The following is a 23,471-nucleotide window of genomic DNA, read 5'->3' as shown; positions in this document are numbered from 1 at the left end:
GCGGGCCACCCGCCCCCCACGCCACAGGCCCACCCCTCACCGGGCCCCGTTGTGACGGATCGCACCCGCGCGGTATCAGCATGTGGGCCGAACGCCGCACCGGGCGCCGGGAGCAGGGCGCCGGGAGCAGCGCGCCAGGTGCGGGGGACGGGTCAGATCGTCGCGTCCCAGGCGCGCGTGAGCCCGTCCAGCCAGGCCGGCGGCAGTTCGGCGGCGTCCCACTCCTCCCGCAGCTCGCCGGGGCGGACGGCGAGCCGTTCCAGGACGGCGAGGCTCGTGGGGGAGTGGACCAGGGTGTAGCGGCCGTGGATGGCGATGGCGCTGCCCGGGCCGTACGTGGCGTACAGCCGCTCCAGATGGGCCCGGTGCTCCGCCGCGAACGCCGTCAGCCGGCCCGGATAGGCGGCCCGCTGCCGAACGCCCATCGTCCTGAGCGACGCCGCGAGGACCTGCTCGGTGACCTCGGGGTCGAGGTCCGACTCCTCGGTGAAGGAGAGGTACAGGGGCACGACCGCGACCTTGGCCCGCTCGACCTCCATCCGGCCGACCGGCGGCCGGGCGTCCGGGTCCCCGGGGGCGTCCGCGGCGACGGCGGCGCCCAGGGCCCGGTCGGCGAGGCCCGCGAGCCCCTCGGTGACGGCACGTGAGCCGTCGCGCCAGCCCGCGGCGTACGGCTCTTCGCTGCCCGGCGGGGCCTGCCGGCCGGCGCCCGCCAGCGCCTCGTGCGCGCCGGCGAGCGCACCCGCCTCGACCAGGCCGATCAGCTCCTCGGCGTCCCCGGAGTACACCCCCGCCCGTGCGAGGAGCTGGAGCAGCGTCGTCCTCGCGTTGTCGACGCTCGCGGCGTCGAGCTGGAGCCGTTCTTCCCGGGCGGCGGTCATCGGTGGTCCTCCTCCTCGCGTTGCCGGCGCGTTCGGGTGCGGCGGACGCGCCTTCGAGGACGCCACGATCACGGGCCCGCGCCACGCTCCCCTCGCGGCGGCGCACGTACGGGACCGGTGATCGAGTCCTCGAACGCCGAGGCTTTCAGCTCCCCGGGCCCTCCGTCCAGCCGACGTTCCGGTCCCCTCCGACCAGGCACGGGGTGCCATCCCCGTCTTCCAGCCGGGAGAGCGCTGACAAACCCGGCCGGCAAAGGGATCACATACCCCCAGCGGTATAAGAGGGGGCGTTGGATGCCCGGCCGGGCGGGTGACGGGGAGACACGAAGTGCCAGAAGGGCTCGGGCGGGTGACCCGCCGTGACGCCCCCGTCGTACGGGCCGGTTTGGGCCGTCGTCTCGGGCGGTCGTCCGACGTGGGCGCCACCGGCGTGACCAACACGTCAGAGTCGGCGCCCCGGGCGTCAGGGTCGCGTCAGGGGGCGGGGCGAACGGCGTCCCCCCGGGCAAGGCTGCGAGGAACGCGCCCCGCCGGACCACCACAGGGGCCGACCGCCCGGGAGGATCCATGCCCCACACCCCGCTCACCGCCGACCGAGAATCCGGGGACCGAGAACCCGCCGACCAGGAATCCGGGGACCGAGAACCCGCCGGCCCAGAACCCGCCGACCGGGGCGCGTGTGCCCCTGAACCCGCCGATCCCGAGTCCTACGTTCCCGACTCCTCCGATCCCAGGTACCCCGATCCCGAGTCCACCGATCCCCGGTCCTACGATCCCGAGTCCTACGTTCCCGAGTCCTCCGATCCCGGGCGCCTCGGTTCCGAGCCGGTCCGTACCGGGTCCGACCGTCCCCAGCCCGTCGGTTCCGGGCCCGTCGGTCCCCGGTCCGCCGGGCCCGAGGCCGAGCGCGCTGAGCCGGAGCCGGAGCCGGAGCCGGAGCCGGAGCCGGAACAGGGACCGGCACCGGAGCCGGAGCAGGGACCGGCACCGGAGCAGGGACCGGCACCGGAGCCGGAGCGGGGACCGGCACCGGGCGTGGCCGGGCGGCGGTTGTGCGTGCCCGTGCGTACGGGCGCCCACGGCGTCTCCGCTCGTCTCTTCCGCACGCCCCTCGGCGCCCGCACGGCCGTCGCCTTCACCACCCCGGAACGGCTCCGTGCCACCCTGGGCTCCGCCCACCCCTGGATCCCGCTCGCCGCGCCGGCGCTGCGCGCCCTCGCCCGCCCCCTCGGCGTCCACACCCTGACCGTCGACCCCGTCCTCACGGCGCGCCCCGCGACGGACCCCGCCACCGTCCCCCTGGCCACGCGCCCCGGGGCGCCGTGCGCCCGCCGGTGGGACGCGACCGCGACGGGAACCGTCGCATGACCCTCACCGACCTGCTCGGCGACGCGGCCGGATCCGCCGACGCCTGCCGCGCGTTCTCCGTCTGGCCCGCGACCACCACCGAGGAGGGCGGCGGCCGGGTCCTCCTCGCCGGCGTGCCGCTCGCCGACATCGCGGAGGCCCACGGCACCCCCGTCTACGTCCTCGACGAGGCGGAGATCCGCGACCGCTGCCGCACCTACCGCGCCGCGTTCGCCGACGCCGACGTGCACTACGCCGCCAAGGCGTTCCTCTGCCGCGGACTCGTCCGCCTCGTCGACGAGGAGGGCCTCGGCCTCGACGTCTGCTCCGCCGGCGAACTCGAACTCGCCGTCACCGTCGGCTTCCCGCCCGAGCGGATCCTCCTGCACGGCAACGCCAAGTCCCCGGCCGACCTCGACACCGCGCTGCGCCTCCGCGTCGGCCGGATCGTCATCGACAGCGCGGCCGAGATCGCCCGGCTCGCCGCCGCCGTCGGCCCCCGCGGCCACCAGAGGGTCATGCTCCGGGTGACGCCCGGCGTCGCCGCCGGGGGGCACGCCAAGGTCCGTACCGGGGCGGACGACCAGAAGTTCGGGCTCTCGCTGCGCGACGGGCACGCCCAGCACGCCGTGGCCCGGGTGCTCGGGCAGCCGCAGCTCGAACTCACCGGCCTCCACTGCCATCTCGGCTCCCAGATCACCGAGGTCAAGCCCTATCTCACGGCCGTGCGCCGACTCGTCGGCCTGATGGCCCGGATCCGGGACGCCCACGGTGTGGTCCTGCCGGAGCTCGACCTCGGCGGTGGTCACGGCATCGCCTACCGGCCCGGCGACCCGGTCCTCGATCCGACCGCCCTCGCCCGCCGGCTGCGCGCCACCCTGGCGCAGAGCTGCGCCGCCGCCGGACTGCCCGTCCCCCGGCTCCTCGTCGAACCCGGCCGGGCCGTCGTCGGTCCGGCCGGTGTCGCCCTCTACCGGGTCCTCGCCGTGAAGACGAGCGGAGGCCGCGGCTTCGCCGCCGTCGACGGCGGTATGAGCGACAACCCGCGCCCCGCCCTGTACGGGGTCCGGTACGCGCCCCGCCTGATCGGGCGTCACTCCACCGCGCCGGCCGTCCCCACCACCGTGGCCGGGCGCCACTGCGAGGCGGGCGACCTCCTCGCCGAGGACGTCGAGCTGCCCGCCGACCTCCGGCCGGGCGACCTGCTCGCGGTGCCCGTGGCCGGGGCGTACCACCTGTCGATGGCCTCCTCGTACAACCTCGTGGGCCGCCCGCCCGTCGTCGCCGTCCGCGACGGCGCCGCCCGGCTCCTGGTCCGGCGGGAGACCCTGGAGGACCTGAGCGCCCGGGACGTCGGCGTATAGGGCCCCTGACGCGTCACCAGCAGGGTCCTGAAGCGTCACCATCAGGGCCCTGACGCGTCACCACCAACGCCCTGCGGCCGTCACCACGCGTCGGCGGCGGCGAAGAGCTCGCGGACCCAGTAGGCGCTCGCCTCCTCGCTGTCGCCGGTCGGCGTGCCGGGGAAGAGCCGGAACCAGGAGCCCGCGCGGCCCAGCGCCCCCAGGCGCACGGCGAGCGCCGCCGCCCGGCGCAGCTCCGCCGCCGAGGGGCCGAGCCCGGTCCAGTGCTCCAGGTACGCGTCCACCATCGGGGCCACGTGCTCGGGCCCGTACCGCTCCCGGACCTCCCTGACCGGGACCAGCAGGCTGCCGAAGGGGTGCCCGACGCACGCGTCGCCCCAGTCGAAGAAGGTGAACCGGCCGGGTGCCGGAGCGAGGATCTGCCCGTCGTGCAGGTCGCAGTGGTCGAGGGAGTCGGGCAGCCCATACGCGTCGAGTTCGGCGCACAGCTCGACGAGCCGGGGCCGCCGCCGCAGCAGCGCCGCCCGCTCGGCGGCGTCGAACAGCGGGTTGCCGGCCACGAGCGCGTCGAAGACCTCCGGCAGTTCGCGGGTCCGCGCGCCCGGCACGCCCAGGCCGTCGAGCCGGTCCGCGTACGGGACGACACGGCGCTGCATCGCGCCGTACCGGCCCAGCGCCGTCGCCCACTCCCCGGGGCCGGCCGCGCCCGCGTCGAGGACGCCCCGGAAGAGCGGCCCGCCGTCGGGCAGCAGCGACCAGCCGCGCCCGGCGTCCACCGCCAGCGGGGTCATCACGTGCTCCGGCACCCACGCGGCGAGCTCCTGGGAGAGCCCGGCCTCGAAGGCGTTGGACGGCGCGCCGGCCTTGAGCCACACCGCGTCCCGCTCGCCCGCGCCGGTGCGGAAGCGGACGAGGACCGACCACGGGCGCACCCGGACCTCGCGCGTCCCGCACTCGACCCGCCCGTGACCGGCCAGGACGTCCTCGGCCCAGCCGAGCACCTCCCGCCGCCACTCCGCGTCGTCCCAGGGGGTCGTCGCGTCCGTGAACCTGCCCCGGTCCACCACCGTCGTCCGCTCGTCACTCGTGCGCATCCGGCGATTCCACCACCGGGCCGCTCCCGCGCGCACGGGAATATGCGCCGGTCGCGGCAGGGCTCGGGGCGGCTAGGGTCGGTTGCCTGACCGGCGGCGGAAGGAGAGGCGTGCGCGAGGAACCCGCGGAGGCCCGCGAGTTGTACAACGTCAGGACGGTGGGCGGCGAGCCGGTGCTCTCCCCGCTGACCGACGAGGAGGAGCGCCGCTTCCGCGCCGTCCTCCTCGCCGAGTTGGGCCACGAGATCTCCGCCCGGGGGCGGGCGCGCTTCCCCGCCCACACGCCCGAGGACCGCCGGCGGCTGGTCGACGTGGCGCGCCTCCTCACCGAGCACTGGGGGCAGCCGGTCACGGCCGTCGCCGAGGACGAACTCCGCATGTGCCTCCACCTCGAAGGCCACGCACCGGGAATCGGACCCGCACGCGAAGCGGGAGCGGCGCGCGCCGCGCCGTCCCTCCCGTCCGTGCCCGGCGCCATCTGACGCCGGACCGTGGACCCGGGGCCCGCGGGCTGGCACCGTGGGCGCCACCGGCGGCCGGGGCGGTCCCGGCCGGGACGGCGAGGAGAGGCGGGGCCACGATGGGCGGCGCGTTCGGCGGGCGGTACGGGGACTACCAGAACGAGATCTACCTCGCCGGACTCGGCGGTGTGCTCCCCGCCCTGCCCATGACGTACGCCGAACTGGAGGCCCGCGCGAGCGCGGCGCTGCCGCCGTCGGTGCTGTCGTACGTGGCGGGCGGGGCCGGCGACGAGTTCACCCAGCGGGCCAACGTGGCGGCCTTCGAGCGGTGGGGCCTGGTGCCCCGGATGATGGTCGGGGCGGTCGAACGGGACCTCGGCGTCGACCTCTTCGGGCTCCGGCTCCCGACCCCGCTGTTCATGGCGCCGGTCGGCCTCGTCGGTCTCTGCGCCCAGGACGGCCACGGCGACCTCGCGACCGCGCGGGCGGCCCGCCGCACCGGGGTGCCCATGGTCGCCTCGACCCTGAGCGTGGATCCGCTGGAGGAGGTCGCCGCCGAGTTCGGCGACACCCCCGGCTTCTTCCAGCTGTACACCCCCACCGACCGGGACCTCGCGGAGAGCCTGGTGCGGCGCGCCGAGGCCGCCGGGTTCAAGGGGATCGTCGTCACCCTCGACACCTGGGTGACCGGCTGGCGCCCCCGCGACCTCGCCGCGAGCAACTTCCCGCAGCTGCGCGGGCACTGCCTCGCCAACTACACCTCCGACCCGGTCTTCCGCGCCCGTCTCGCCAAGGCGCCCGAGGAGGACCCCGGGGCCGCGATCCTCGAATGGGTCGGCGTCTTCGGCAACCCGCTCACCTGGGCCGACCTGCCGTGGCTGCGCTCCCTCACCGACCTTCCGCTGATCCTCAAGGGCCTGTGCCATCCGGAGGACGTGCGGCGGGCCCGCGACGGAGGGGTGGACGCCGTGTACTGCTCCAACCACGGCGGCCGGCAGGCCAACGGGGGACTGCCGGCGCTCGACGCCCTCCCCGGCGTCGTGGAGGCCGCGGACGGGCTGCCGGTCCTCTTCGACTCGGGCGTCCGCACCGGCGCGGACGCGATCAAGGCGCTGGCCCTCGGCGCCACGGCGGTCGGCATCGGCCGCCCGTACGCGTACGGCCTGGCGGCCGGCGGCGAGGACGGCGTCGTGCACGTCCTGCGCTCCCTCCTCGCCGAGGCGGACCTCATCATGGCCGTCGACGGCTATCCGGCCCTCGCCGACCTGCGCGCGGAGGGCGCCCTGCGCCGCCTCTGACCGACGTACGGGGGGACCTGGCCGCCGTACGGGAGTGCGCCGTGCGGCGGTCTCGGCTCGGCGGGGCGCCGGTCAGGCGGGCGGGCGGGAGACGTCCGCGACCAGATCGCCGACGGTGCTGTCCGGGAGCCGGCGGGCCACGTCCGCCTGGGCGATGATCCCGACCAGCGCATGCCCGTCGATCACCGGCACCCGGCGGATCCTCCGGTCGGCCATCAGCTCCAGGACCCGCTGCAGCGGGTCGTCGGCGCCGACCGTCACCAGCTCGCCCCGGACCAGCTCACCGGCGGTGCACGCGGCCGGGTCCCGCCCCTCGGCGACCACCCGGACCACGATGTCGCGGTCGGTGAGCATGCCCCTGAGGCGTTCGTCGGGCCCGCGGACCGGCAGCGCGCCGACGTCGAGCTCGACCATCTTCCGCGCGGCGTCGACCACGCTCTCGTCGCTCCGGACACAGGTCACGTCCGGAGTCATGATGTCGCGTGCCGTGGACATGGTGACCACCTGCCGCAGGTCGAGTGGAATCCCGGGGACCCGTACACGCGGCGGCTGCCCCGTTCGGGGGACGGCATGCGCGCAGGGCCGGCCCCCATGATCGTACAAAACGGGCATAAGTGGTTGAACGGTACTAGAGTCTGAGCGGCCCGAGGTTCTTCTCCCCGTGCGCACCGCGGCGCACCCGCACCGGCGAGGTACGCCCATGAGCACAGCGGAACCCGGTGTCGAGACCGCCTCGGGCGGCACTCCGCCGGCGGTCAAGCTCAGCCTCCTCACCCTGACCGCGATGGTCGTCGGCTCCATGGTCGGCGCCGGGGTCTTCTCGCTGCCGCGCCGCTTCGCCCAGGAGACCGGCGTCGCGGGCGCGCTGATCGCCTGGGCCGTCGCCGGCACCGGCATGCTCATGCTCGCGTTCGTCTTCCAGACGCTCGCCGTGCGCCGTCCCGACCTGGACGCCGGGGTGTACGCGTACGCCAAGGCGGGCTTCGGCGAGTACCTGGGCTTCTTCTCCGCCTTCGGCTACTGGGCGAGCGCCTGCGTCGGCAACGTCACCTACTGGGTCCTCATCATGTCGACGGTCGGCGCCATCGCGCCGGCCCTCGGCGACGGGGACACCGCCCTCGCGATCGTCCTCTCCTCGGCCGGACTCTGGGCCTTCTTCCTGCTCGTCCGGCGCGGGGTGAAGGAGGCGGCGGCGATCAACCGGATCGTCACCGTCGCCAAGGTCGTGCCCATCCTGGTCTTCGTCCTCCTGGCGCTGTTCTGCCTCAAGCCCTCCGTCTTCGCGGAGAACTTCGGCGGCGCCGACTACGCGGGCTCCCTCTTCCAGCAGGTCCGCGGCACCATGCTCGCCACCGTCTTCGTCTTCCTCGGGGTCGAGGGCGCCAGCGTCTACTCCCGGCACGCCAAACGCCGGGAGGACGTCGGCCGCGCCACCGTCCTCGGCTTCCTCAGCGTCTTCGCCGTCTTCGCCTCGGTCACCATCGTGTCGTACGGCATCCTGCCGATGAGCGAGATCGCCGAGCTGCGCCAGCCCTCCATGGCGGGCGTGCTGGAGGCGGCCGTCGGCACCTGGGGCAAGGTCTTCGTCAGCGTCGGCCTGATCATCTCGGTCCTCGGCGCCTACCTCGCCTGGACCCTGATGGCCGCCGAGGTGCTCTTCGTCGCCGCCAAGGACGACGACATGCCCCGCTTCCTCGGCCGCGCCACGAAGAACGACGTCCCCGTCCCCGCCCTGCTCATGACGACCGCGCTGAGCCAGATCGTGCTCGTCGTCACCGCCTTCTCCGACGACGCCTTCAACTTCGCCCTCGACCTCACCAGCGCCCTCAGCCTCATCCCCTTCCTCCTCGCCGCGGCCTTCGCCGTCAAGATCGCCCTGCGGCCCCGCGAGAACCGGGTGACCGGCGACAGCACCCGGCGCGAACTCGTCGTCGCCTGCGTCGCCACCCTCTACACCGCCTTCCTGCTGTACGCGGCCGGGCTCAAGTTCCTCCTGGTCTCCCTCATCCTGTACGCCCCCGCCACCCTGCTCTTCGTCAAGGCCCGCCGCGAGCAGGGCAGGCGCCTCTTCTCCCCGCGCGAGGCGGTCATCTGCGCCGTCTCCGTGGCCGGTGCCGTCGTCGGCGTCATCGCCCTCGCCGCCGGCTGGATCGAGCTCTGAACACCCCCGCGCACCCGACCGCCAGGACCGCCGGCACTGCCACCACCGCCCTCACCGCCCTCACCGCCAGGAAGGCCAGCCGATGACCCCCGCGCCCCCCGAAGCCCCCGCGCCCGCCGCGAGCTCCCGCACCCTCGGCGTCCACTCCGAGGTCGGCCGGCTCCACAAGGTCCTCGTCTGCTCGCCGGGCCTCGCCCACCGGCGGCTGACCCCGACCAACTCGGACGACCTCCTCTTCGACGACGTCATGTGGGTGGAGAACGCCCAGCGCGACCACGCCGACTTCGTCAACAAACTGGTCCAGCGCGGGGTCGAGGTCGTCGAACTGCACAACCTGCTCACCGAGACCATGGCCCTCCCCGAGGCGAAGGCGTGGCTCCTCGACCGCAAGATCATCGCCAACGAGGTCGGCCTCGGGCTCATCGAGGACACCCGCGCCTTCCTCGACTCCCTGGCCCCGCGCGACCTCGCCGACCACCTGATCGGCGGCCTGTCCACCGCCGACCTCCCCGCCGAGGTCCGCTCCGGCTACGCAGCCCTCGCCCGCGAGGGGGTCGGCGCCCGCGAGTACCTGATGCCGCCGCTGCCCAACACCCTCTACACCCGCGACACCACCTGCTGGCTGTACGGCGGGGTCACCCTCAACCCGCTCTACTGGCCCGCCCGCCACGGCGAGACCCTCCTCATGAAGGCGATCTACACCCACCACCCCGACTTCAAGGACGCCACCGTCTGGTGGGGCGACCCCGAGCGTGACTGGGGCCAGGCCACCTTCGAGGGCGGCGACATCATGCCCGTCGGCAACGGCGTCGTCCTCATGGGCATGAGCGAGCGCACCTCACGGCAGGCCATCACGCAGGTGGCCCGCAGCCTCTTCGAGCACGGCGCCGCCCGCCACGTCGTCGTCGCCGGCATGCCCAAGCTGCGCTCCGCCATGCACCTCGACACCGTCTTCACCTTCGCCGACCGGGACGTCGTCACGCTCTACCCGAGGATCATGGACGCCGTGCACAGCTTCTCGCTGCGCCCGTCCGACCGCGCCCCCGGCGTGGAGATCACCGACGAGGGCGACACCCCGTTCACGGACGTCGTGGCGAAGGCGCTCGGGCTCCCGGGGCTGCGGGTCATCGAGACCGGTGGCGACGTCTACGCCTCGGAGCGCCAGCAGTGGGACAGCGGCAACAACGCCGTCGCCCTGGAGCCCGGCGTGGTCTTCACCTACGACCGCAACACCCAGACCAACACGCTGCTGCGGAAGGCGGGCATCGAGGTCATCACCATCGTCGGCGCGGAGCTGGGCCGCGGACGGGGCGGCGGCCACTGCATGACCTGCCCCCTCGTCCGCGACCCGGTCGACTTCTGACGCCGGGACCGTTACGCGTACGTCTCGAACTCGGCGACGCGCGGTGTGCCGGTGGCACCGGTGATCTCGAAGGTGACCTTGGAGAGCGAGGTCGCCGGGAAGCTCGCCGTGCCGGCCGCGCCGCCGGTGGCGAGGACGGCACCGGTGTCGGCGTTCAGGAGCCGCCAGCCGGTGACGGTGCCGCCCCCGGACGCCTCGCGGACGCGGACGGACGAGATCGTCGTCGGGGAGCCCCACTTGACCGAGACGGATCCGGTGGTGCCGGCGGGCGACCAGTAGGTGCTCAGGCTGCCGTCCCGGACGTTGCCGTAGCTGGTCCCGGCGGCCTTGCTGGAGCCGTCCGCGCCGGCGCCGATGCTCAGGTTGGTGCCGGACGGCGGGGCGGTGGTGGCGGTGGCGGTCGGGGTGGGCGTCGTCGGGGTCGGGGTCGGGGTCGGGTTGGGGGTGGTGGCGGTCGGGGTGGGGTTCGGCGTCTGCGGGGTGCAGGAGCCGTCGGAGACGAGCAGGCCCTTGCCCGCGCCGGCCGTGCGCGCGACGACGTCCGGGACGCAGGAGGCGCTGTCGGCGGTGTAGCCGTACGGGACGGACACGGTCGTGTTGGAGGCCGGGTTCGGGCCGGCCGGACGGTAGTCGGTGCCGGCGGGGGACCAGGTCACGTTGTCGAAGACGTTCCCGGCGACCTGCCAGTAGCCGGCCGCGTCGGTGTAGAAGGTGCCGAGGACGTCCTTGGAGTCCTCGAAGTAGTTGTTCTCCACCTTGGCGCGGGCGCCGGCGCGGGAGTTGATGCCCGACTCGTTCAGCTGCTTGTAGTGGTTGCTGTACATGTGGGCGATGCCGCCGCGCAGCAGCGGGGCGCGGGAGTCGATGTTCTCGTACAGGTTGTGGTGGTAGGTGATGAAGCCGTTGCTGAGCTCCGTCTCGCTGGAGCCGACCAGTCCGCCGCGGCCGGAGTTGCGCAGCACGCTGTAGGAGAGCGTCACGTACTGCGTGTTGTCCTTCATGTCGAACAGCCCGTCGAAGCCCTCGGACTCGCCGCCGGACGCCTCCAGGGTGACGTGGTCCACCCAGACGTTGCGGACGTCGCTCTCCATGCCGATGGCGTCGCCGCCGTTGGAGGTGGGGGAGCCGGACTTCTTCACGTTCCGGACGGTGACGTTCTGGATGATGATGTTGCTCGACTCGCGGATGTGGATGCCGAGCTGGTCGAAGACGGCGCCCGAGCCGACGCCGACGATCGTGACGTTGCTGATCTGCTTGAGCTCGATGACCCCGGCGGCGGTGTTGCAGCTCTCGCCGGACACCTTGGCGGTGTTGGCGTGGTTGATCGTGCCCTCGACCTGGATGGTGATCGGGGTGCTGCTGGAGGCGCGTCCGCAGAGGGCCGCGTGGATCGCGGTGCCGGTGGTGGCCCGGACGGTCTGCCCGCCCGCGCCGCCGGTGGTCCCGCCGTTCTGGCTCGCGTAGCCGGTGGCGCCGGCGGCCACGGCGGCCGAGGCTTCCGGGATGGTCAGGACCGCACCCGTGGCGGCCGCGACCGCCATGGCGGCCAGAGCCGCCCGGAGTCGCGTGGAGGGGGATCGTCGTCCCATGCTCGCCTGCCCTCTCGTAGACGCCCGCGCGGTCGCGGACGTGTATGTCGTCGTCAGCCCCGTCCCTGGAGAAACGCAACATGGAAAGCGCTCTCTAGAAAGCGCTTTCGGCGCGTGACGATAGGCGGGACGGCGAGCACCTGACAAGACTTCGGACACGACGCGCACGAATCCGGCCGCGCGCCGGACGAACCGGGCCGGGTGCGCCAGGGGGCGTACCGCCCCGACCCTCCCGCCGGCGAGGCACACCGAGCCGCCGCGGGCTGCTTGCACCTGGGCCTGCGCCTGGGCCTGCGCTTCGTGCCTGGGCTGGGCCTGGGCCCCTGCCCGCGCCTGTGCCCGTGCCCGCCTCCCGTGCCCGCCTCCCGTGCTCGCGTCCCGTGCTCGCGTCCCGCTCCCGCGTCCCGCGTCGGCGTCCGTGCATCGCGCCCGCGCTCGCGTTCCGCGCCCGCCTACCTGGGCTGCGTTCTGCGTCCGTTTCCCGCGCGTGGGCCTGGGCCCGCGTCCCGTGCCCGCCCCGGGCTTGCGTTCCGCGTCCCCTGCCGGGCCTGTGTCCGGCGCCCGCGCCGAGGACGTCGCCGGGCCGCGTGCCGACCTGTCCGCACCCGTGTCCCTTGCCCGAGCCCGCGTCCGAGCCGTCCGAGCTCCGCCCCCGTTCCCGGGCTTGGGCTCCGTGTCCCTGCGTTCCCGCGCCTGTCCGTGTCCGCTCCTGAGCCCGCGCCTCCGTGCCGTTCCCGTGCCCGCGCCTGTATCCCGTGCAATTGTCCTGCTCGCGCCCAGCACGCGCGTTGCGCATCCTGCGCCTGTTCCACGCTCGCACCGGGCCGCGTGCCCGCCCGCGCCCACGTCCGCGTCGCTTGTCAGCGCCAGCGCCAGCGCCAGCGCCTGCGCCTCCGTTCCGCGTGGCCGCCCGCGCCCGCGCCCGGCCCGCGTGCCCGCCCGCGCGCACGTCCGTCCGTGCGCCTGCGTCCCGCGCGCACGTTCACGCCCGCGTCCCGTGCCAGCGCCAGCGCCTGCGCTTCCGCTCCGCGCCCCAGCCCGCGCCTGGGGCCACTCCTGCACCTGCGTGCCGCGCACCGCCCTCGCCCTCGCCTGCGGTCCCCTGCGCCCCCGGGCCCGCGCTCGTCTCGGGCTGAGAACCGTCGGCAGCGATCGGGCCGGGGGGAGTGGTGGTCAGGCGGTGCCTCGGACAGGCGGCCGGTCAGCCGGCCGTACGGGGGGTGGAGCGTGCGAGTGCCATGGGGCGGTGCTGGATCGCTGCGGGGCGAAGGCGAACCGGTCGGTGCGCTGGGGCGTGTGGTGGCGGAGGGACGCGCGGGCGACCGTGAGGGAGGAGGGGGCCCGCCGTCGCCGCGGCGCGGCACCGGGAAAAACGGTGGGCGCGGGCGGTTCGGCGTGATAGGCAACTACCTGCACGGGGGAGGTGCGGACCGGTGGCGGCGTGCGGAGGCGCGGTGCCGTCCGGGGGACGGGTGCGGCGCGGCCGTACGCGGCGACCGCCGTCGCCCCCGGCGTACCGGCACACCGAACGGAACCACGGGAGACACCGCATGCGCGTGAAAGCCTTCGACCACCTCGTCCTCAACGTCACCGACGTCGAGCGGGCCCTCGCCTTCTACACCGGGCCGCTGGGCCTCGCGCCGGAGCGTGTCGAGGAGTGGCGGGCCGGCAAGGTGTCGTTCCCGTCCGTCCGGATCGACGAGAGCACCGTCATAGACCTGTTCTCCCGGCCCCGCGGCGAGTCCAACGTCGACCACATCTGCCTCGTCGTCGACCCGCTCGACTGGCAGGAGGTCATCGACTCCGGCGCCTTCGACGTCCTGGAGGGCCCGGTCCCGCGCTGGGGCGCCCGCGGCTCGGCCCAGTCCGTCTACGTGAAGGACCCGGACGGCAACACCGTCGAGCTCCGCTGGTACCCGCAGGACCGGCAGGCGTAGCGCCGGCGGCGCGGGAGCACCGTCCCGACTGTCAGGCTGCCGCCATGACCGACGACACCTGGACCACCATCACCCGCCTCCACGACTGGCTCACGGCCCATCAGGACCTGCCGCCCGGTCAGGAGATCCTGCTCCGCGTCCTGAAGCTCTCCGAGGAGGTCGGGGAGGCGGCGCAGGCGGTGATCGGCGCCACCGGGCAGAACCCGCGCAAGGGCACCAGCCACAGTTGGGCCGACGTCGAGGCGGAGCTCTGCGATGTCGTCATCACCGCCCTGGTCGCCCTGCGCACCCTGACCCCGGACGCGCCCGAGGTCTTCGCCACTCACCTCCGCCGGGTGGCCGACCGCTCGCTGTCCCCGGACCGGTCACGGCCCTCGGTCCGGGGGGTGTCCGAGGAGCCCCGGACCGAGGGCCGTTAGCGGTCCCGCTCGGCGGCGGCGGCGCACCCGGCCGCGCCGTTCCGGTGCCGGACCGTTCCGGTGCCGGGTCGTCCTGGTGTCGGTCGTCCCGGTGCCCGGCCGTCTCCTCCTGGCCGCGCCGGGTTCCCGGCGCGGCCGCCCTACCCGGCGGTCGTCCGGTCCTGCTCGGCCACCGAGGTCACCGAGGTCACCCCGGTCACCCCGGTTACCGGGGTCACCGAGGCCGCCGAGGTCACCGGCGTCGCCGATGTCTCCGAGGGCGCCGTCCTGCGCGGGGAGACCCTGCGGGCGAGGATCGCCGCGGCGGTGAGCGAACCCACGATCACGCCGAGGGCCAGGTTGTGCGAGACCAGGACGCAGCCGAAGGTGACCAGCATGACGACGGTCTCCCCGACGGGCGCCCTCCGCAGGGTGCGCGGTGCGACGGACTCCCAGTCGAACGCGGCGACCGACACGATCACCATCACCGCCACCAGCGCGGCCATCGGGATCCGGGAGACCACTGGCCCGAGGACCACGCACAGCACCAGCAGGAACACGCCCGCGAGGAAGGTGGAGACCCGGGTCCGGGCGCCCGCGACCTTGACGTTCATCATCGTCTGGCCGATGACGGCGCAGCCGCCCATCCCGCCGAACAGGCCGGTGACGACGTTCGCTACGCCCTGCCCGACCGACTCCCGGGTCTTGTTCGACGGCGTCTCCGTGAGGTCGTCGACGAGCTGCGCCGTGAGCAGCGACTCGACGAGTCCGACCAGGGCGACGGCGAAGGCGTACGGGGCGATCGTCGCCAGCGTGCCGAGGGTGAACGGCACGTCCGGCAGGCCGGGGAGGGGGAGCGCCGACGGCAGCGCGCCGCGGTCGCCGACCGTCGGCACGGCGATGCCGGCGGCCACCGTCACCAGGGTCAGGACGGTGATCGTGACGAGCGGCGCCGGCACCAGCGTCGTCACCCTCGGGAACAGCACCAGCAGCACGATCCCGGCCGCGATCAGCACGTACACGGCCATCGGCACGTTCCGTGTCTCGGGGAGCTGGGCGAGGAAGACCAGGGCGGCCAGCGAGTTCACCGAGCCGACGAGCACCGGCCGGGGGACGAACCGCATCAGCTTCGCCACCCCCACCAGCCCCAGCACGATCTGGAACAGACCGGCGAGGATGACCGTGGCGATCAGGAACTGGACGCCGTGCTCCCGGTTGACCGGCGCGATGACGAGCGCCACGGCCCCGGTGGCGGCCGAGATCATGGCCCGCCGTCCGCCCACGATCGCCGTGGTGACGGCCATGGTGAAGGAGGCGAAGAGCCCGAGCGCGGGATCGACCCCGGCGATCACCGAGAAGGCGATCGCCTCCGGGATCAGGGCCAGGGCGACGACGAGCCCGGCGAGCACCTCCGTACGCCACACCCGAGGATCGCGCAGCCAGTCCGGCCCGGAGGCGCGGAACCGGAACCGGGAGCGGGCAGGGGCAGGCGAAGGGGCGGATGTGGCGGGTGTGGCGGTGGAAGGCAAGGAAGCAGGACCTGTCGTACGGGGGAGGGCGGGCCCCGGGCGGCGGCTCGGGCGACCTGGAGACTTTACCTGTCCGCGCCGCTCCGGAACCGTCCGCCTGTTCGACCGGGCTGCGGCGCGGCCCGGCACCGCGGGCGGCGCGCCCGACGTCAGTCCTGGCGTACGGGGTGCTTGCTGAGGATCGACACCCGGTTGAAGGCGTTGATGGTGATGGCCACCCAGATCACCGCCGAGAGGGCGGCGTCGTCCAGTACCTCGCGGGCCTCGGCGTAGGCCCGCTCCTGGGCGTCCGCGTCGGCGGGGTGGGTCGTGGCCTCGGCGAGGGCGAGGGCGGCCCGCTCGCGCGGGGTGAAGAGCTCGGTGTCCCGCCAGGCGGCGAGCACCCCGAGGCGGCGGGGGGTGTCGCCGGCGGCCAGGGCGGCGCGGGTGTGCACGTCGAGGCAGGAGGCGCAGCCGTTGAGCTGGGAGACCCGCAGATTCACCAGCTCGACCAGGGTGCGGTCGAGGCCGGCGCCGTCGGCGGCGGCGCGGACCGTGCGCGCCGTCCGGACGTACGCCTTGTAGGCGTCGGGGGTCTGCCGGTCGAGGAAGATCCGCTGTCCGGCCGTTGCCGCCACGGCGTCGCTCACTGTCCGCTCCTTCACCGTCGCTCCGCGCGTGCCGCGGGGCGTGCGGACATCATCCCCGACAGGTAGTTGAAGAGCAAACTAAATGAGGGTGTCGGGGGGAGGGGGCGAGGGAGGCGGTACGGGACCCGGCGCCGCCCCCGGAGAGCGCCGCGCCTCGCCGGGCCGGGCGCGCCGCGCCTCGCCGGGCCGCAGTCGGCCGCGCCAGGCGCCGGTCGCCGCGTGCCGGTCCTCGACGAAGTCCTTGAACCGCCGGAGGTCGCCGGAGACCCGGCTGGACACGACGCCCAGCGCCGAGGCGGCCTTCTCGGCGGGCCCGGCGGGCTCCATCTCGATGACCAGCCGCACGCGCGTGTGCGTGGCGTCGATCGGCTCGAAGGTGACGACACCGTGCTGGCGCACCTCACCGCCCACGGTGCGCCAGGCGATCCGCTCGTCCGGCAGCTGGTCGACGATCTCGGTGTCGAACTCGCGCCGGACCCCGGCGATCCCCGTCCGCCAGTGCAGATGCCGGTCGTCGGTCTGCTCCACGGCGATCACCCCGTGCATGAAGCGCGGGAACTCCTCGAACTGCGTCCACTGGTCGTACACCCGCCGCAGCGGCGCGTCGACCCGGATGGAGTCGTGGACCACCGCCCTCACCTCCTCGCCCGCCGGACGGAACCAGTGTCACACCCCGCGCGTGCCCCGCGCCCGGCGGCGCACGCGCGGCCCGTGCCCGCGGCCCTTGTCCCGGGGCCGCGCGTCGCGGAGGATCTTCCTTGTTCGACCGGGTGGGGATACGAGGGGAAGGGTCCGAGCGCGATGACGACGCTGATCAAGGGGGGCAACGGCTTCGTGCCGACGGTGCCGTTGCGGGTCGCCGTGCGCGGCCGGGCCACGGACGCGATGGCGCTCCTCCTCACGGAGCGGGGGCTCGTGCGGGGCGACGCCGACGTGGTCTTCCACGGGCAGCCCGCCCACCCGAACGGTGCCGTGCGGCTCCTCCGCGCCGAGGACGGCGGCGACTGGCTGGAGATCGCGCTGCCGGCCGTCGAGCCGGACGTCGCCCGCGTCCTCGTCGTCGGCTCCACCGACCGCGGCGCCCTCCGGGACGTGCCCGGCCTCGGCGTCGAGGCGTTCGCCCCGGACGGCACGCCGGTCGCCCGCTACGACGTGACGGACGCGGCGGGGGAGACCGCGATGGTCCTCGCCGAGCTCTACCGGCGGGCCGGAGGCTGGAAGTTCCGGGCCGTCGGGCAGGGCTGGGCCAACGGCCTGGAGGGCCTGGCCACCGACCACGGCGTCCACGTCGCCGGTGCGGAACCGCCGAACGCGGCCGCCCCCGCGCAGGCTCCTGCTCCCGCGCAGGTTCCCGCCCCCGCGCAGGCTCCCGCCCCCGCCCCTGCTCCCGCGCCCCAGACGCCGCCTCCGGCCTTCGCGCCCCCGGCGCCGGCACCCGCGCCCTCAACCCCGGCTCCCGCCCCGGCCCCGGCCCCGGGCTTCGCGCCGCCGCCGGTCGCCTTCGCACCGCCGGGAGGTGCTCCCGTACCGGCTCCTGCCCCCCTACCGGCCCCCGCCCCCGCCCCGACGACGCCGCCCGGCTACGGCGTCCCCGCCGTCCCCGTCGCGCCCGTGACGCCCGGTCAGGGCGACGTGTGGGCGTACGGGCCCGTGTTCCCCCCGTACGTCGAGACCGGCCGCGACAACGACGTGATCACCGTGGACGGGCTGCCGCCCGGCCCCGTCGTCGTCCAGCTGGACGTCCCGGACGCCGGATACACGGGACTGACCCTCCTCGACCGCCGCAACAAGGAGGGCGACAACCTGGTCAACAGCACCGAGGACCACTACTTCGGCCGGGTCCTCGCCACCGTCCCCGGCCACGGGACCCTCCGCTTCCGCCTGGAGGCCGAGGGCCCGTGGCGCGTGGAGGTGTCGCCGCTCGCGTCGGCCCTGCGGCTGACCGAGCAGGAGGCGGAGTTCCGCGGCCCGGACGTGCTGCTGCACACCGGCGGCGTCGCCGATCTCGCGATCCACTACCGGGGCGACGACAACCTCATCGTCAACGTCTTCGAACTGGCCGGCCACGACGACCACGCCACGCTCCCCGACGACGACAACGTCGTGAACGAGATCGGCAAGCGGCGGGAGACCGTCCCGCTCACCGAGGGCCCGCTCATCGTCCAGTTCGAGATGGCGGACGGCCCGTGGCGCGCCCGGCTCAAGCGGGTCCAGCCGCGCACCGGCCCGCTCTTCGCCGACGGGGCCCCGGCGACCCCGTGGCAGACCCCGGCGAACCCGTGGCAGACTCCCGCGAACCCGTGGCAGACCCCGGCTCCGCAGGACCGCAAGAACTGGTTCTCCCGGGGCCGCTGAGGCGCGCCCGCCGGCCCGGGCTCAGAGGCTCGGGCCGACCGGCCTCGGCCCGCCGAAGACCTCGTCGCGGGCCGCCGTCAGGGCGAGGTCGAGCGCGCCGGCGAGCACCGGGTTCCCGGCCACCGCCGACAGCCGGATCCGGGCCCGCGAGTGGGACAGGACCCGCAGCTCGCGCTCGACGAGCGCGCGCAGCGGCTCGCCGCCCGCCGCGCAGAGCCGTCCGGCGAGGACGACGAGCCCCGGATCCACGACGGTGACGATCGAGGCCAGTCCCGAGGCCAGCCTGGCCGCCACGAGCTCCAGCCCCGTCCTGGCCGCCTCGGCCCCCTCGTCCGCCGGCGGCGGGCCGCTCGCTCCGTGCCCCGCGCGGCGTACCGCCTCCGTCACCGTCTCCGTGAAGTCCGCGCCCGGCACCCCGTGCGCGTGCAGCAGGTCGCGTACCGCGTCGCCGCCCGCCAGTTGCTGGTAGCCGTGGTGTCCGTACGGGTCGCCGGCCTCGCGGGCGGTGGCCGCGCCGGGCAACGGCAGGTAGCCGACCTCGCCCGCGCCGCCGAAGTGGCCCCGGTGCAGGCGCCCGTCGAGGACGAGCGCGGCGCCCAGGCCCTCGTCCGCCCAGAGGAGGACGAAGTCGGGGCAGTCGGCGGCCGCGTGCGCCCGCTCGGCCACGGCCGCCAGGTTGACGTCGTTCTCGATGCGGACGGGGAGCCCGAGGGCCTCGCCGAGCGTCCGCTCCACGTCGGGGAAGAGCCAGGCCGCCATGTCCTCCGCGCTGGCGTAGCCGAGCCGGCCGGTTGTCGGGTCCACCGCGCCCTGCACGCCGACCACCACCCGCTTCGGCGGCTCCGGCGCCGGGACCCGGGCGAGCGCCGCGCGCAGCGCCGCCATCAGCTCCTCCCGCCCGGCCCCTGCGGGCGCGGGCGCCTCGGCCTCGCCGAGCACCGTGCCGGTGATGTCGGCGGTACGCACCGCGATCCACTCCGGCGTCACGTCCACGGCCGTCACGTAGGCCGCCGCCGGATTGACCCGGTACGTCTCCGGGACGCGGCCCGGAGACCCGGTGCGCAGCCCGTTGCCGACCACGAGGCCCGCCCCTTCGAGGCGCGCGAGGACCTGGGAGGCGGTGGGTTTGGACAGGCCGGTCAGGCGGCTGATCTCGGGGCGGGTGAGCGGACCCTGACGGAGCAGAAGATGGAGGGCGGCGCGGTCGTTGACCGCCCGTACGAGTCCGGGGGTGCCCTTGACGAGCTCGGTCAACTGCCCTCCGCACGCGGGTCGGCCTCGGTACGCACGCCCACCCTACAGCGCGGTCCTCCGCCCCAGGAGGGGCGGCCGGCGGGGTCGGTGGCCCGTTCGGAGGACGCCGGGGCGGGGCGCGTGTCCCCCGGCGGAACGTTCCGTTGTGAGAGTGTGACCTCACCTCGACGCATCTCCTCGGTCCTCGCGGTCGCCGCCGCGTTCTCCTGCCTCGGCGGCGCCGCCACGCAGGCCGTCGCCGCCCCCGCGGGACCGCTCGGACCGCCGATCAGCCCGATCGCCGAGCTCGACGCCCTCGCCACCACCGGTATGCCGCAGGAGGCCCGTGCCGGCTACCCCGGTGTCGGCGAGCAGCTCGGCGGACTGAGCCGGATCAACGAACTGCACCAGCTCCACCAGCTCACCGACCAGGCGGCACCGGTCACCGGGCTGCTCCCCGCGATCTCCACCTGACGCCCTCCCGACTCCGGCGCCCGGACGGCCGCAGCACGACCGTCCGGGCGCCGGCCCGTGTCCGGGCCCGGCCGGGGCCCGTCAGCGCAGGTCGAAGCGGTCCAGCTTCATCACCTTCGACCACGCGGACACGAAGTCGCGCACGAACTTCGCGTCCGCGTCCTTCGCCGCGTACACCTCGGCCAGGGCCCGCAGCTGGGCGTGGGAGCCGAAGACCAGGTCCACGGCCGTGCCCGTCCACTTCAGCTCGCCGGTGGCCCGGTTCCGGCCCTCGTACACGTTCTCGTCCGCCTCGGAGACCTTCCACTCCGTCCCCATGTCGAGCAGGTTGACGAAGAAGTCGGTGGTCAGGCTGCCCGGACGGTCGGTGAACACACCGTGGCGGGCCCCGCCGTGGCCGGTGTCGAGCGCCCGCATGCCGCCGATCAGCGCCGTCATCTCCGGCGCGGTCAGCGTGAGCATGCTGGCCCGGTCGAGCAGCAGCGTCTCCGGCGACAGCTTCTCGCCGGGGCGCAGGTAGTTGCGGAAGCCGTCGGCGCGCGGTTCGAGCACCGCGAACGACTCCACGTCGGTCTGCTCCTGCGTGGCGTCCGTCCGCCCGGGGGCGAACGGCACGGTCACCTCGTGGCCCGCGTCCTTGGCAGCCCGCTCGACCGCCGCGCAGCCGCCCAGCACGATGAGGTCGGCCAGCGAGATCCGGGTGCCGTCGCTGCGGCCGGAGGCGAACTCCTCCCGGATCGTCTCCAGGGTGCGGAGGGTCTCGGCCACCTCGGGAACGTCGTTGACGGCCCAGTCCTTCTGCGGGGCGAGCCGGAGCCGCGCGCCGTTGGCGCCGCCGCGCTTGTCGGTGCCGCGGAAGCTCGCCGCCGACGCCCAGGCGGTGGTGACCAGCTGGGGCACGGTCAGCCCGGAGGAGAGGATCCGCTCCTTGAGGGCGGCGATGTCCTCGTCCCCGACCAGGTCGTGGTCGACCGGCGGCACCGGGTCCTGCCACAGCTGCGGCTCCGGGATCCACGGGCCGAGGTAGCGCGACACCGGGCCCATGTCACGGTGCAGCAGCTTGTACCAGGCTTTGGCGTACGCTTCCGCCAGCAGTTCGGGGTTCTCGTGGTAGCGGCGGGCGATCGGCTCGTACACCGGGTCCGTCCGCAGCGCCAGGTCGGTCGTCAGCATCATCGGCGCGTGCCGCTTCGACGGGTCGTGCGCGTCCGGGACGGTGCCCTCGGCGGCCGGGTCGACGGGCTTCCACTGCTGGGCGCCGGCGGGGCTGGCCGTCAGCTCCCACTCGTACCGGAAGAGGTTGTCGAGGAAGCCGTTGTCCCAGGTGGTGGGGTTGTTGGTCCAGGCTCCCTCCAGACCGCTGGTGAGGGAGTCGCCGCCGGAGCCGGTGCCGTACGTGTTCTTCCAGCCGAGGCCCTGGAGCTCGACCGGCGCCGCCTCCGGCTCCGGGCCGATGTACTCGGGGTTCACGGCCCCGTGACACTTGCCGAAGGTGTGGCCGCCGACGATGAGCGCGACCGTCTCCTCGTCGTTCATCGCCATCCGGCCGAAGGTCTCGCGGATGTCGCGGGCGGCGGCCATCGGGTCCGGATTCCCGTTCGGGCCCTCCGGGTTGACGTAGATCAGGCCCATCTGGACCGCGCCGAGCGGTCCCTTCAGCTCCCGGTCCCCGCTGTACCGCTCGTCGCCGAGCCAGGTGTCCTCCGGTCCCCAGAAGATCTCCTCCGGCTGCCAGATGTCCTCGCGGCCGAATCCGAATCCGAAGGTCCTGAAACCCATGGATTCCATCGCGCAGTTACCGGCGAAAACCAGGAGATCGGCCCAGGAGATCCGCTGCCCGTACTTCTGCTTGACCGGCCAGAGAAGCCGGCGGGCCTTGTCCAGGCTCGCATTGTCCGGCCAGCTGTTCAGCGGCGCGAAACGCTGCGCGCCGCTTCCGCCGCCACCCCTGCCGTCGGCGATCCGGTACGTGCCGGCCGCGTGCCAGCTCATTCGGATGAAAAGCGGACCGTAGTGCCCGTAGTCCGCCGGCCACCATTCCTGGGAATCCGTCATCAGGGCGATGACGTCCCGCTTCAGCTCCTCGACGTCGAGGGCGGCGAACTCCTTCGCGTAGTCGAAGCCCGGGTCGAGGGGGTCGGCCTGCGGATCGTTCCGATGGAGTACGGAGAGGTCCAGCTGGTTCGGCCACCAGTCCTGATTGGTCCGGGGCCGGGTTTCCTCCGGGCTGGGGGACGGAATTACCGGGTTCTCGCTCTCGCTGCCGGTCACGTACGGCCTTCTTCCTGTGTGCTCTCGCTCTTTTCCGCCACCGCCCTCCAGGGACACGGCGACGCGTCCGTATGGTCGCGCACCGGGGTCCTCACGGGCATGTGAACACGCAGGGCCGGACCGCGCGGAATTCACCGGAACGGCCGCCGACCCGCCGGACGCCTTTCCGCCGTACTCCCGGTTGAGCCCCGGGAACGGCCTCCCTACGCTGGGAAAGTCCACGCTTCGCAAAGGCGAGCGCCGAGGAGGACGCCGATGGCCGCCGTCGCCGTGCACCGCGCCGCCCTCGGCGGCGGGCGCCCGACCCTCCCGTACGCGGAGGCGGGCCGCCCCGGGAGCGGGCCGCCGCTCGTCCTCGTCCACGGCTACGCGGACTCCTGGTGGACCTTCGAGCCGACGCTGCGCGCCCTGCCGTCCGCGCTGCACGCCTACGCGCCGACCCAGCGGGGGCACGGCGACGCCGACAAGCCCGAGGACGGGTACCTCCCCGAGGACTTCGCCGACGACCTCGTCGCCTTCCTCGACCACCTCGGCATCGAGCGGGCCGTCCTCGTCGGAGGGTCGAGCGGCGGCGTGCAGGCCCGGATCGTCGCCGGCCGGCGGCCCGACCGGGTGGCCGGACTCGTCCTCCTCGGCGTCCCCGCCCTGCTCGCCGACAAGCCCGGCGCCGCCGCGCTGCGGGAGACCGTCGAGGCCCTGGAGGACCCGGTGGACCGGGCGTTCGCCGCCGGCTTCACCCGGGGGTTCGCCGCGGACCGGGTGGCTCCGGGCTTCCTGGAGACGCTCGTCGACGAGAACCTGAAGGTCCCGGCCCGCGTCTGGCGCGCGACCCTGCGCGGGCTCCTGGAGGCCGACCTCGCCGCCACCCTCACCGGGATCCTCGTCCCCACGCTCGTCGTCTGGGGCGACCGCGACCCGCTGCTCACCCGTTCGGACCAGCAGCTCCTCCTCGACGCGATCCCCGACTCCCGGTTCCTCGTCCACGAGGGCGCCGGCCACGTCGTGTACTGGGAGGACCCCGACCGGGTCGCGCGCGAACTCGTCGCCTTCACCGCCGCGCTGCGCGGCTGAGACGCACGTCCCGGCC

The 23,471-nt window shown here is 74.5% G+C and carries 20 protein-coding genes; 11 read left to right on the top strand and 9 right to left on the bottom strand.

Features of this window, described 5'->3' with window-relative positions; all coding sequences use genetic code 11:
• Positions 1-152: 152 nt before the first annotated feature.
• Positions 153-881, bottom strand: a complete 729-nt coding sequence (locus tag ACIGHB_RS20930; protein WP_399914945.1) for a hypothetical protein — start codon at positions 879-881, stop codon at positions 153-155.
• Positions 882-1,937: 1,056 nt separating this feature from the next.
• On the opposite strand from ACIGHB_RS20930, the gene ACIGHB_RS20925 reads away from it, so the two are divergent.
• Positions 1,938-2,249 carry an SAV_915 family protein gene (locus ACIGHB_RS20925; RefSeq protein WP_399914943.1) on the top strand — a complete coding sequence of 104 codons (312 nt, stop codon included), beginning with the start codon at positions 1,938-1,940 and terminating at the stop codon, positions 2,247-2,249.
• Positions 2,246-3,592, top strand: a complete 1,347-nt coding sequence (lysA, locus tag ACIGHB_RS20920; protein ID WP_399914941.1) for a diaminopimelate decarboxylase — start codon at positions 2,246-2,248, stop codon at positions 3,590-3,592. Before ACIGHB_RS20925 ends, lysA begins: the two co-directional genes overlap by 4 nt.
• Positions 3,593-3,672: 80 nt before the next feature.
• On the opposite strand, the gene ACIGHB_RS20915 is transcribed toward lysA, so the two are convergent.
• Positions 3,673-4,686, bottom strand: coding sequence for a phosphotransferase (locus ACIGHB_RS20915; RefSeq protein WP_399914939.1), 1,014 nt, complete (start codon positions 4,684-4,686; stop codon positions 3,673-3,675).
• A gap of 110 nt (positions 4,687-4,796) precedes the next feature.
• Between ACIGHB_RS20915 and ACIGHB_RS20910 the strand changes: the two genes are divergently transcribed.
• Both ACIGHB_RS20910 and ACIGHB_RS20905 read left to right on the top strand, forming a co-directional pair.
• Positions 4,797-5,168 carry a hypothetical protein gene (locus ACIGHB_RS20910; protein WP_399914937.1) on the top strand — a complete coding sequence of 124 codons (372 nt, stop codon included), beginning with the start codon at positions 4,797-4,799 and terminating at the stop codon, positions 5,166-5,168.
• A 98-nt stretch (positions 5,169-5,266) separates the two neighbouring features.
• Positions 5,267-6,445 (top strand): alpha-hydroxy-acid oxidizing protein, encoded by a 1,179-nt coding sequence (locus ACIGHB_RS20905; RefSeq protein ID WP_399914935.1) that lies wholly within the window; start codon positions 5,267-5,269, stop codon positions 6,443-6,445.
• 72 nt (positions 6,446-6,517) lie between these two features.
• Here the strand turns inward: ACIGHB_RS20905 and ACIGHB_RS20900 are convergent, their stop codons facing one another.
• Positions 6,518-6,940, bottom strand: coding sequence for a CBS domain-containing protein (locus tag ACIGHB_RS20900; protein ID WP_399914933.1), 423 nt, complete (start codon positions 6,938-6,940; stop codon positions 6,518-6,520).
• 205 nt (positions 6,941-7,145) lie between these two features.
• On the opposite strand from ACIGHB_RS20900, the gene ACIGHB_RS20895 reads away from it, so the two are divergent.
• Both ACIGHB_RS20895 and ACIGHB_RS20890 read left to right on the top strand, forming a co-directional pair.
• Complete coding sequence (locus ACIGHB_RS20895) at positions 7,146-8,606, top strand: basic amino acid/polyamine antiporter (RefSeq protein ID WP_399914931.1); 1,461 nt, start codon at positions 7,146-7,148, stop codon at positions 8,604-8,606.
• Positions 8,607-8,688: 82 nt separating this feature from the next.
• A complete protein-coding gene (locus ACIGHB_RS20890; protein ID WP_399914929.1) occupies positions 8,689-9,969 on the top strand; it encodes an arginine deiminase in 1,281 nt (426 codons plus the stop codon).
• 11 nt (positions 9,970-9,980) lie between these two features.
• Here the strand turns inward: ACIGHB_RS20890 and ACIGHB_RS20885 are convergent, their stop codons facing one another.
• Positions 9,981-11,558 carry a polysaccharide lyase family 1 protein gene (locus ACIGHB_RS20885; protein WP_399914927.1) on the bottom strand — a complete coding sequence of 526 codons (1,578 nt, stop codon included), beginning with the start codon at positions 11,556-11,558 and terminating at the stop codon, positions 9,981-9,983.
• A gap of 1,550 nt (positions 11,559-13,108) precedes the next feature.
• Here ACIGHB_RS20885 and ACIGHB_RS20880 point away from each other — a divergent pair.
• Positions 13,109-13,495, top strand: coding sequence for a VOC family protein (locus tag ACIGHB_RS20880; RefSeq protein WP_360316771.1), 387 nt, complete (start codon positions 13,109-13,111; stop codon positions 13,493-13,495).
• Positions 13,496-13,539: 44 nt separating this feature from the next.
• Positions 13,540-13,914 carry a MazG-like family protein gene (locus tag ACIGHB_RS20875; protein ID WP_360316773.1) on the top strand — a complete coding sequence of 125 codons (375 nt, stop codon included), beginning with the start codon at positions 13,540-13,542 and terminating at the stop codon, positions 13,912-13,914.
• 140 nt (positions 13,915-14,054) lie between these two features.
• Here ACIGHB_RS20875 and ACIGHB_RS20870 read toward each other — a convergent pair whose 3' ends face one another.
• From ACIGHB_RS20870 to ACIGHB_RS20860, 3 genes are all read right to left on the bottom strand, one after another.
• Positions 14,055-15,422, bottom strand: a complete 1,368-nt coding sequence (locus ACIGHB_RS20870) for a SulP family inorganic anion transporter (protein ID WP_399914925.1) — start codon at positions 15,420-15,422, stop codon at positions 14,055-14,057.
• 149 nt (positions 15,423-15,571) lie between these two features.
• Entirely contained in the window at positions 15,572-16,051 is a 480-nt protein-coding gene (locus ACIGHB_RS20865; protein WP_399914923.1) for a carboxymuconolactone decarboxylase family protein, read from the bottom strand.
• Positions 16,052-16,129: 78 nt separating this feature from the next.
• Complete coding sequence (locus ACIGHB_RS20860; RefSeq protein ID WP_399914921.1) at positions 16,130-16,681, bottom strand: SRPBCC family protein; 552 nt, start codon at positions 16,679-16,681, stop codon at positions 16,130-16,132.
• A 171-nt stretch (positions 16,682-16,852) separates the two neighbouring features.
• Between ACIGHB_RS20860 and ACIGHB_RS20855 the strand changes: the two genes are divergently transcribed.
• Positions 16,853-18,406 (top strand): TerD family protein, encoded by a 1,554-nt coding sequence (locus tag ACIGHB_RS20855; protein WP_399914919.1) that lies wholly within the window; start codon positions 16,853-16,855, stop codon positions 18,404-18,406.
• Positions 18,407-18,427: 21 nt separating this feature from the next.
• Here the strand turns inward: ACIGHB_RS20855 and ACIGHB_RS20850 are convergent, their stop codons facing one another.
• Positions 18,428-19,660, bottom strand: a complete 1,233-nt coding sequence (locus ACIGHB_RS20850; RefSeq protein ID WP_360316786.1) for an ROK family transcriptional regulator — start codon at positions 19,658-19,660, stop codon at positions 18,428-18,430.
• A 153-nt stretch (positions 19,661-19,813) separates the two neighbouring features.
• Here ACIGHB_RS20850 and ACIGHB_RS20845 point away from each other — a divergent pair, with 153 nt between their 5' ends.
• The gene (locus tag ACIGHB_RS20845; RefSeq protein WP_360316789.1) at positions 19,814-20,113 is read left to right on the top strand and encodes a hypothetical protein; all 300 of its coding nucleotides are present in this window, start codon (positions 19,814-19,816) and stop codon (positions 20,111-20,113) included.
• An 81-nt stretch (positions 20,114-20,194) separates the two neighbouring features.
• Here ACIGHB_RS20845 and katG read toward each other — a convergent pair whose 3' ends face one another.
• Entirely contained in the window at positions 20,195-22,384 is a 2,190-nt protein-coding gene (gene katG, locus ACIGHB_RS20840; RefSeq protein WP_399914916.1) for a catalase/peroxidase HPI, read from the bottom strand.
• A 255-nt stretch (positions 22,385-22,639) separates the two neighbouring features.
• Here katG and ACIGHB_RS20835 point away from each other — a divergent pair, with 255 nt between their 5' ends.
• Positions 22,640-23,455 carry an alpha/beta fold hydrolase gene (locus ACIGHB_RS20835; protein WP_399914914.1) on the top strand — a complete coding sequence of 272 codons (816 nt, stop codon included), beginning with the start codon at positions 22,640-22,642 and terminating at the stop codon, positions 23,453-23,455.
• Positions 23,456-23,471: the final 16 nt, after the last annotated feature.

It is taken from the genome of Streptomyces sp. NPDC085460 (assembly GCF_044541975.1).
In the GTDB taxonomy this organism is placed as follows: Bacteria; Actinomycetota; Actinomycetes; order Streptomycetales; family Streptomycetaceae; genus Streptomyces.
This window is presented reverse-complemented; position numbering and strand designations above follow the sequence as displayed.

Coding starts and splice junctions, on each gene's coding strand:
- ACIGHB_RS20930 (WP_399914945.1), bottom strand. CDS start 881: ATGACCGCCGCCCGGGAAGAACGGCTCCAGCTCGACGCCGCGAGCGTC.
- lysA (WP_399914941.1), top strand. CDS start 2,246: ATGACCCTCACCGACCTGCTCGGCGACGCGGCCGGATCCGCCGACGCC.
- ACIGHB_RS20915 (WP_399914939.1), bottom strand. CDS start 4,686: ATGCGCACGAGTGACGAGCGGACGACGGTGGTGGACCGGGGCAGGTTC.
- ACIGHB_RS20905 (WP_399914935.1), top strand. CDS start 5,267: ATGGGCGGCGCGTTCGGCGGGCGGTACGGGGACTACCAGAACGAGATC.
- ACIGHB_RS20900 (WP_399914933.1), bottom strand. CDS start 6,940: ATGTCCACGGCACGCGACATCATGACTCCGGACGTGACCTGTGTCCGG.
- ACIGHB_RS20895 (WP_399914931.1), top strand. CDS start 7,146: ATGAGCACAGCGGAACCCGGTGTCGAGACCGCCTCGGGCGGCACTCCG.
- ACIGHB_RS20890 (WP_399914929.1), top strand. CDS start 8,689: ATGACCCCCGCGCCCCCCGAAGCCCCCGCGCCCGCCGCGAGCTCCCGC.
- ACIGHB_RS20885 (WP_399914927.1), bottom strand. CDS start 11,558: ATGGGACGACGATCCCCCTCCACGCGACTCCGGGCGGCTCTGGCCGCC.
- ACIGHB_RS20880 (WP_360316771.1), top strand. CDS start 13,109: ATGCGCGTGAAAGCCTTCGACCACCTCGTCCTCAACGTCACCGACGTC.
- ACIGHB_RS20875 (WP_360316773.1), top strand. CDS start 13,540: ATGACCGACGACACCTGGACCACCATCACCCGCCTCCACGACTGGCTC.
- ACIGHB_RS20855 (WP_399914919.1), top strand. CDS start 16,853: ATGACGACGCTGATCAAGGGGGGCAACGGCTTCGTGCCGACGGTGCCG.
- ACIGHB_RS20835 (WP_399914914.1), top strand. CDS start 22,640: ATGGCCGCCGTCGCCGTGCACCGCGCCGCCCTCGGCGGCGGGCGCCCG.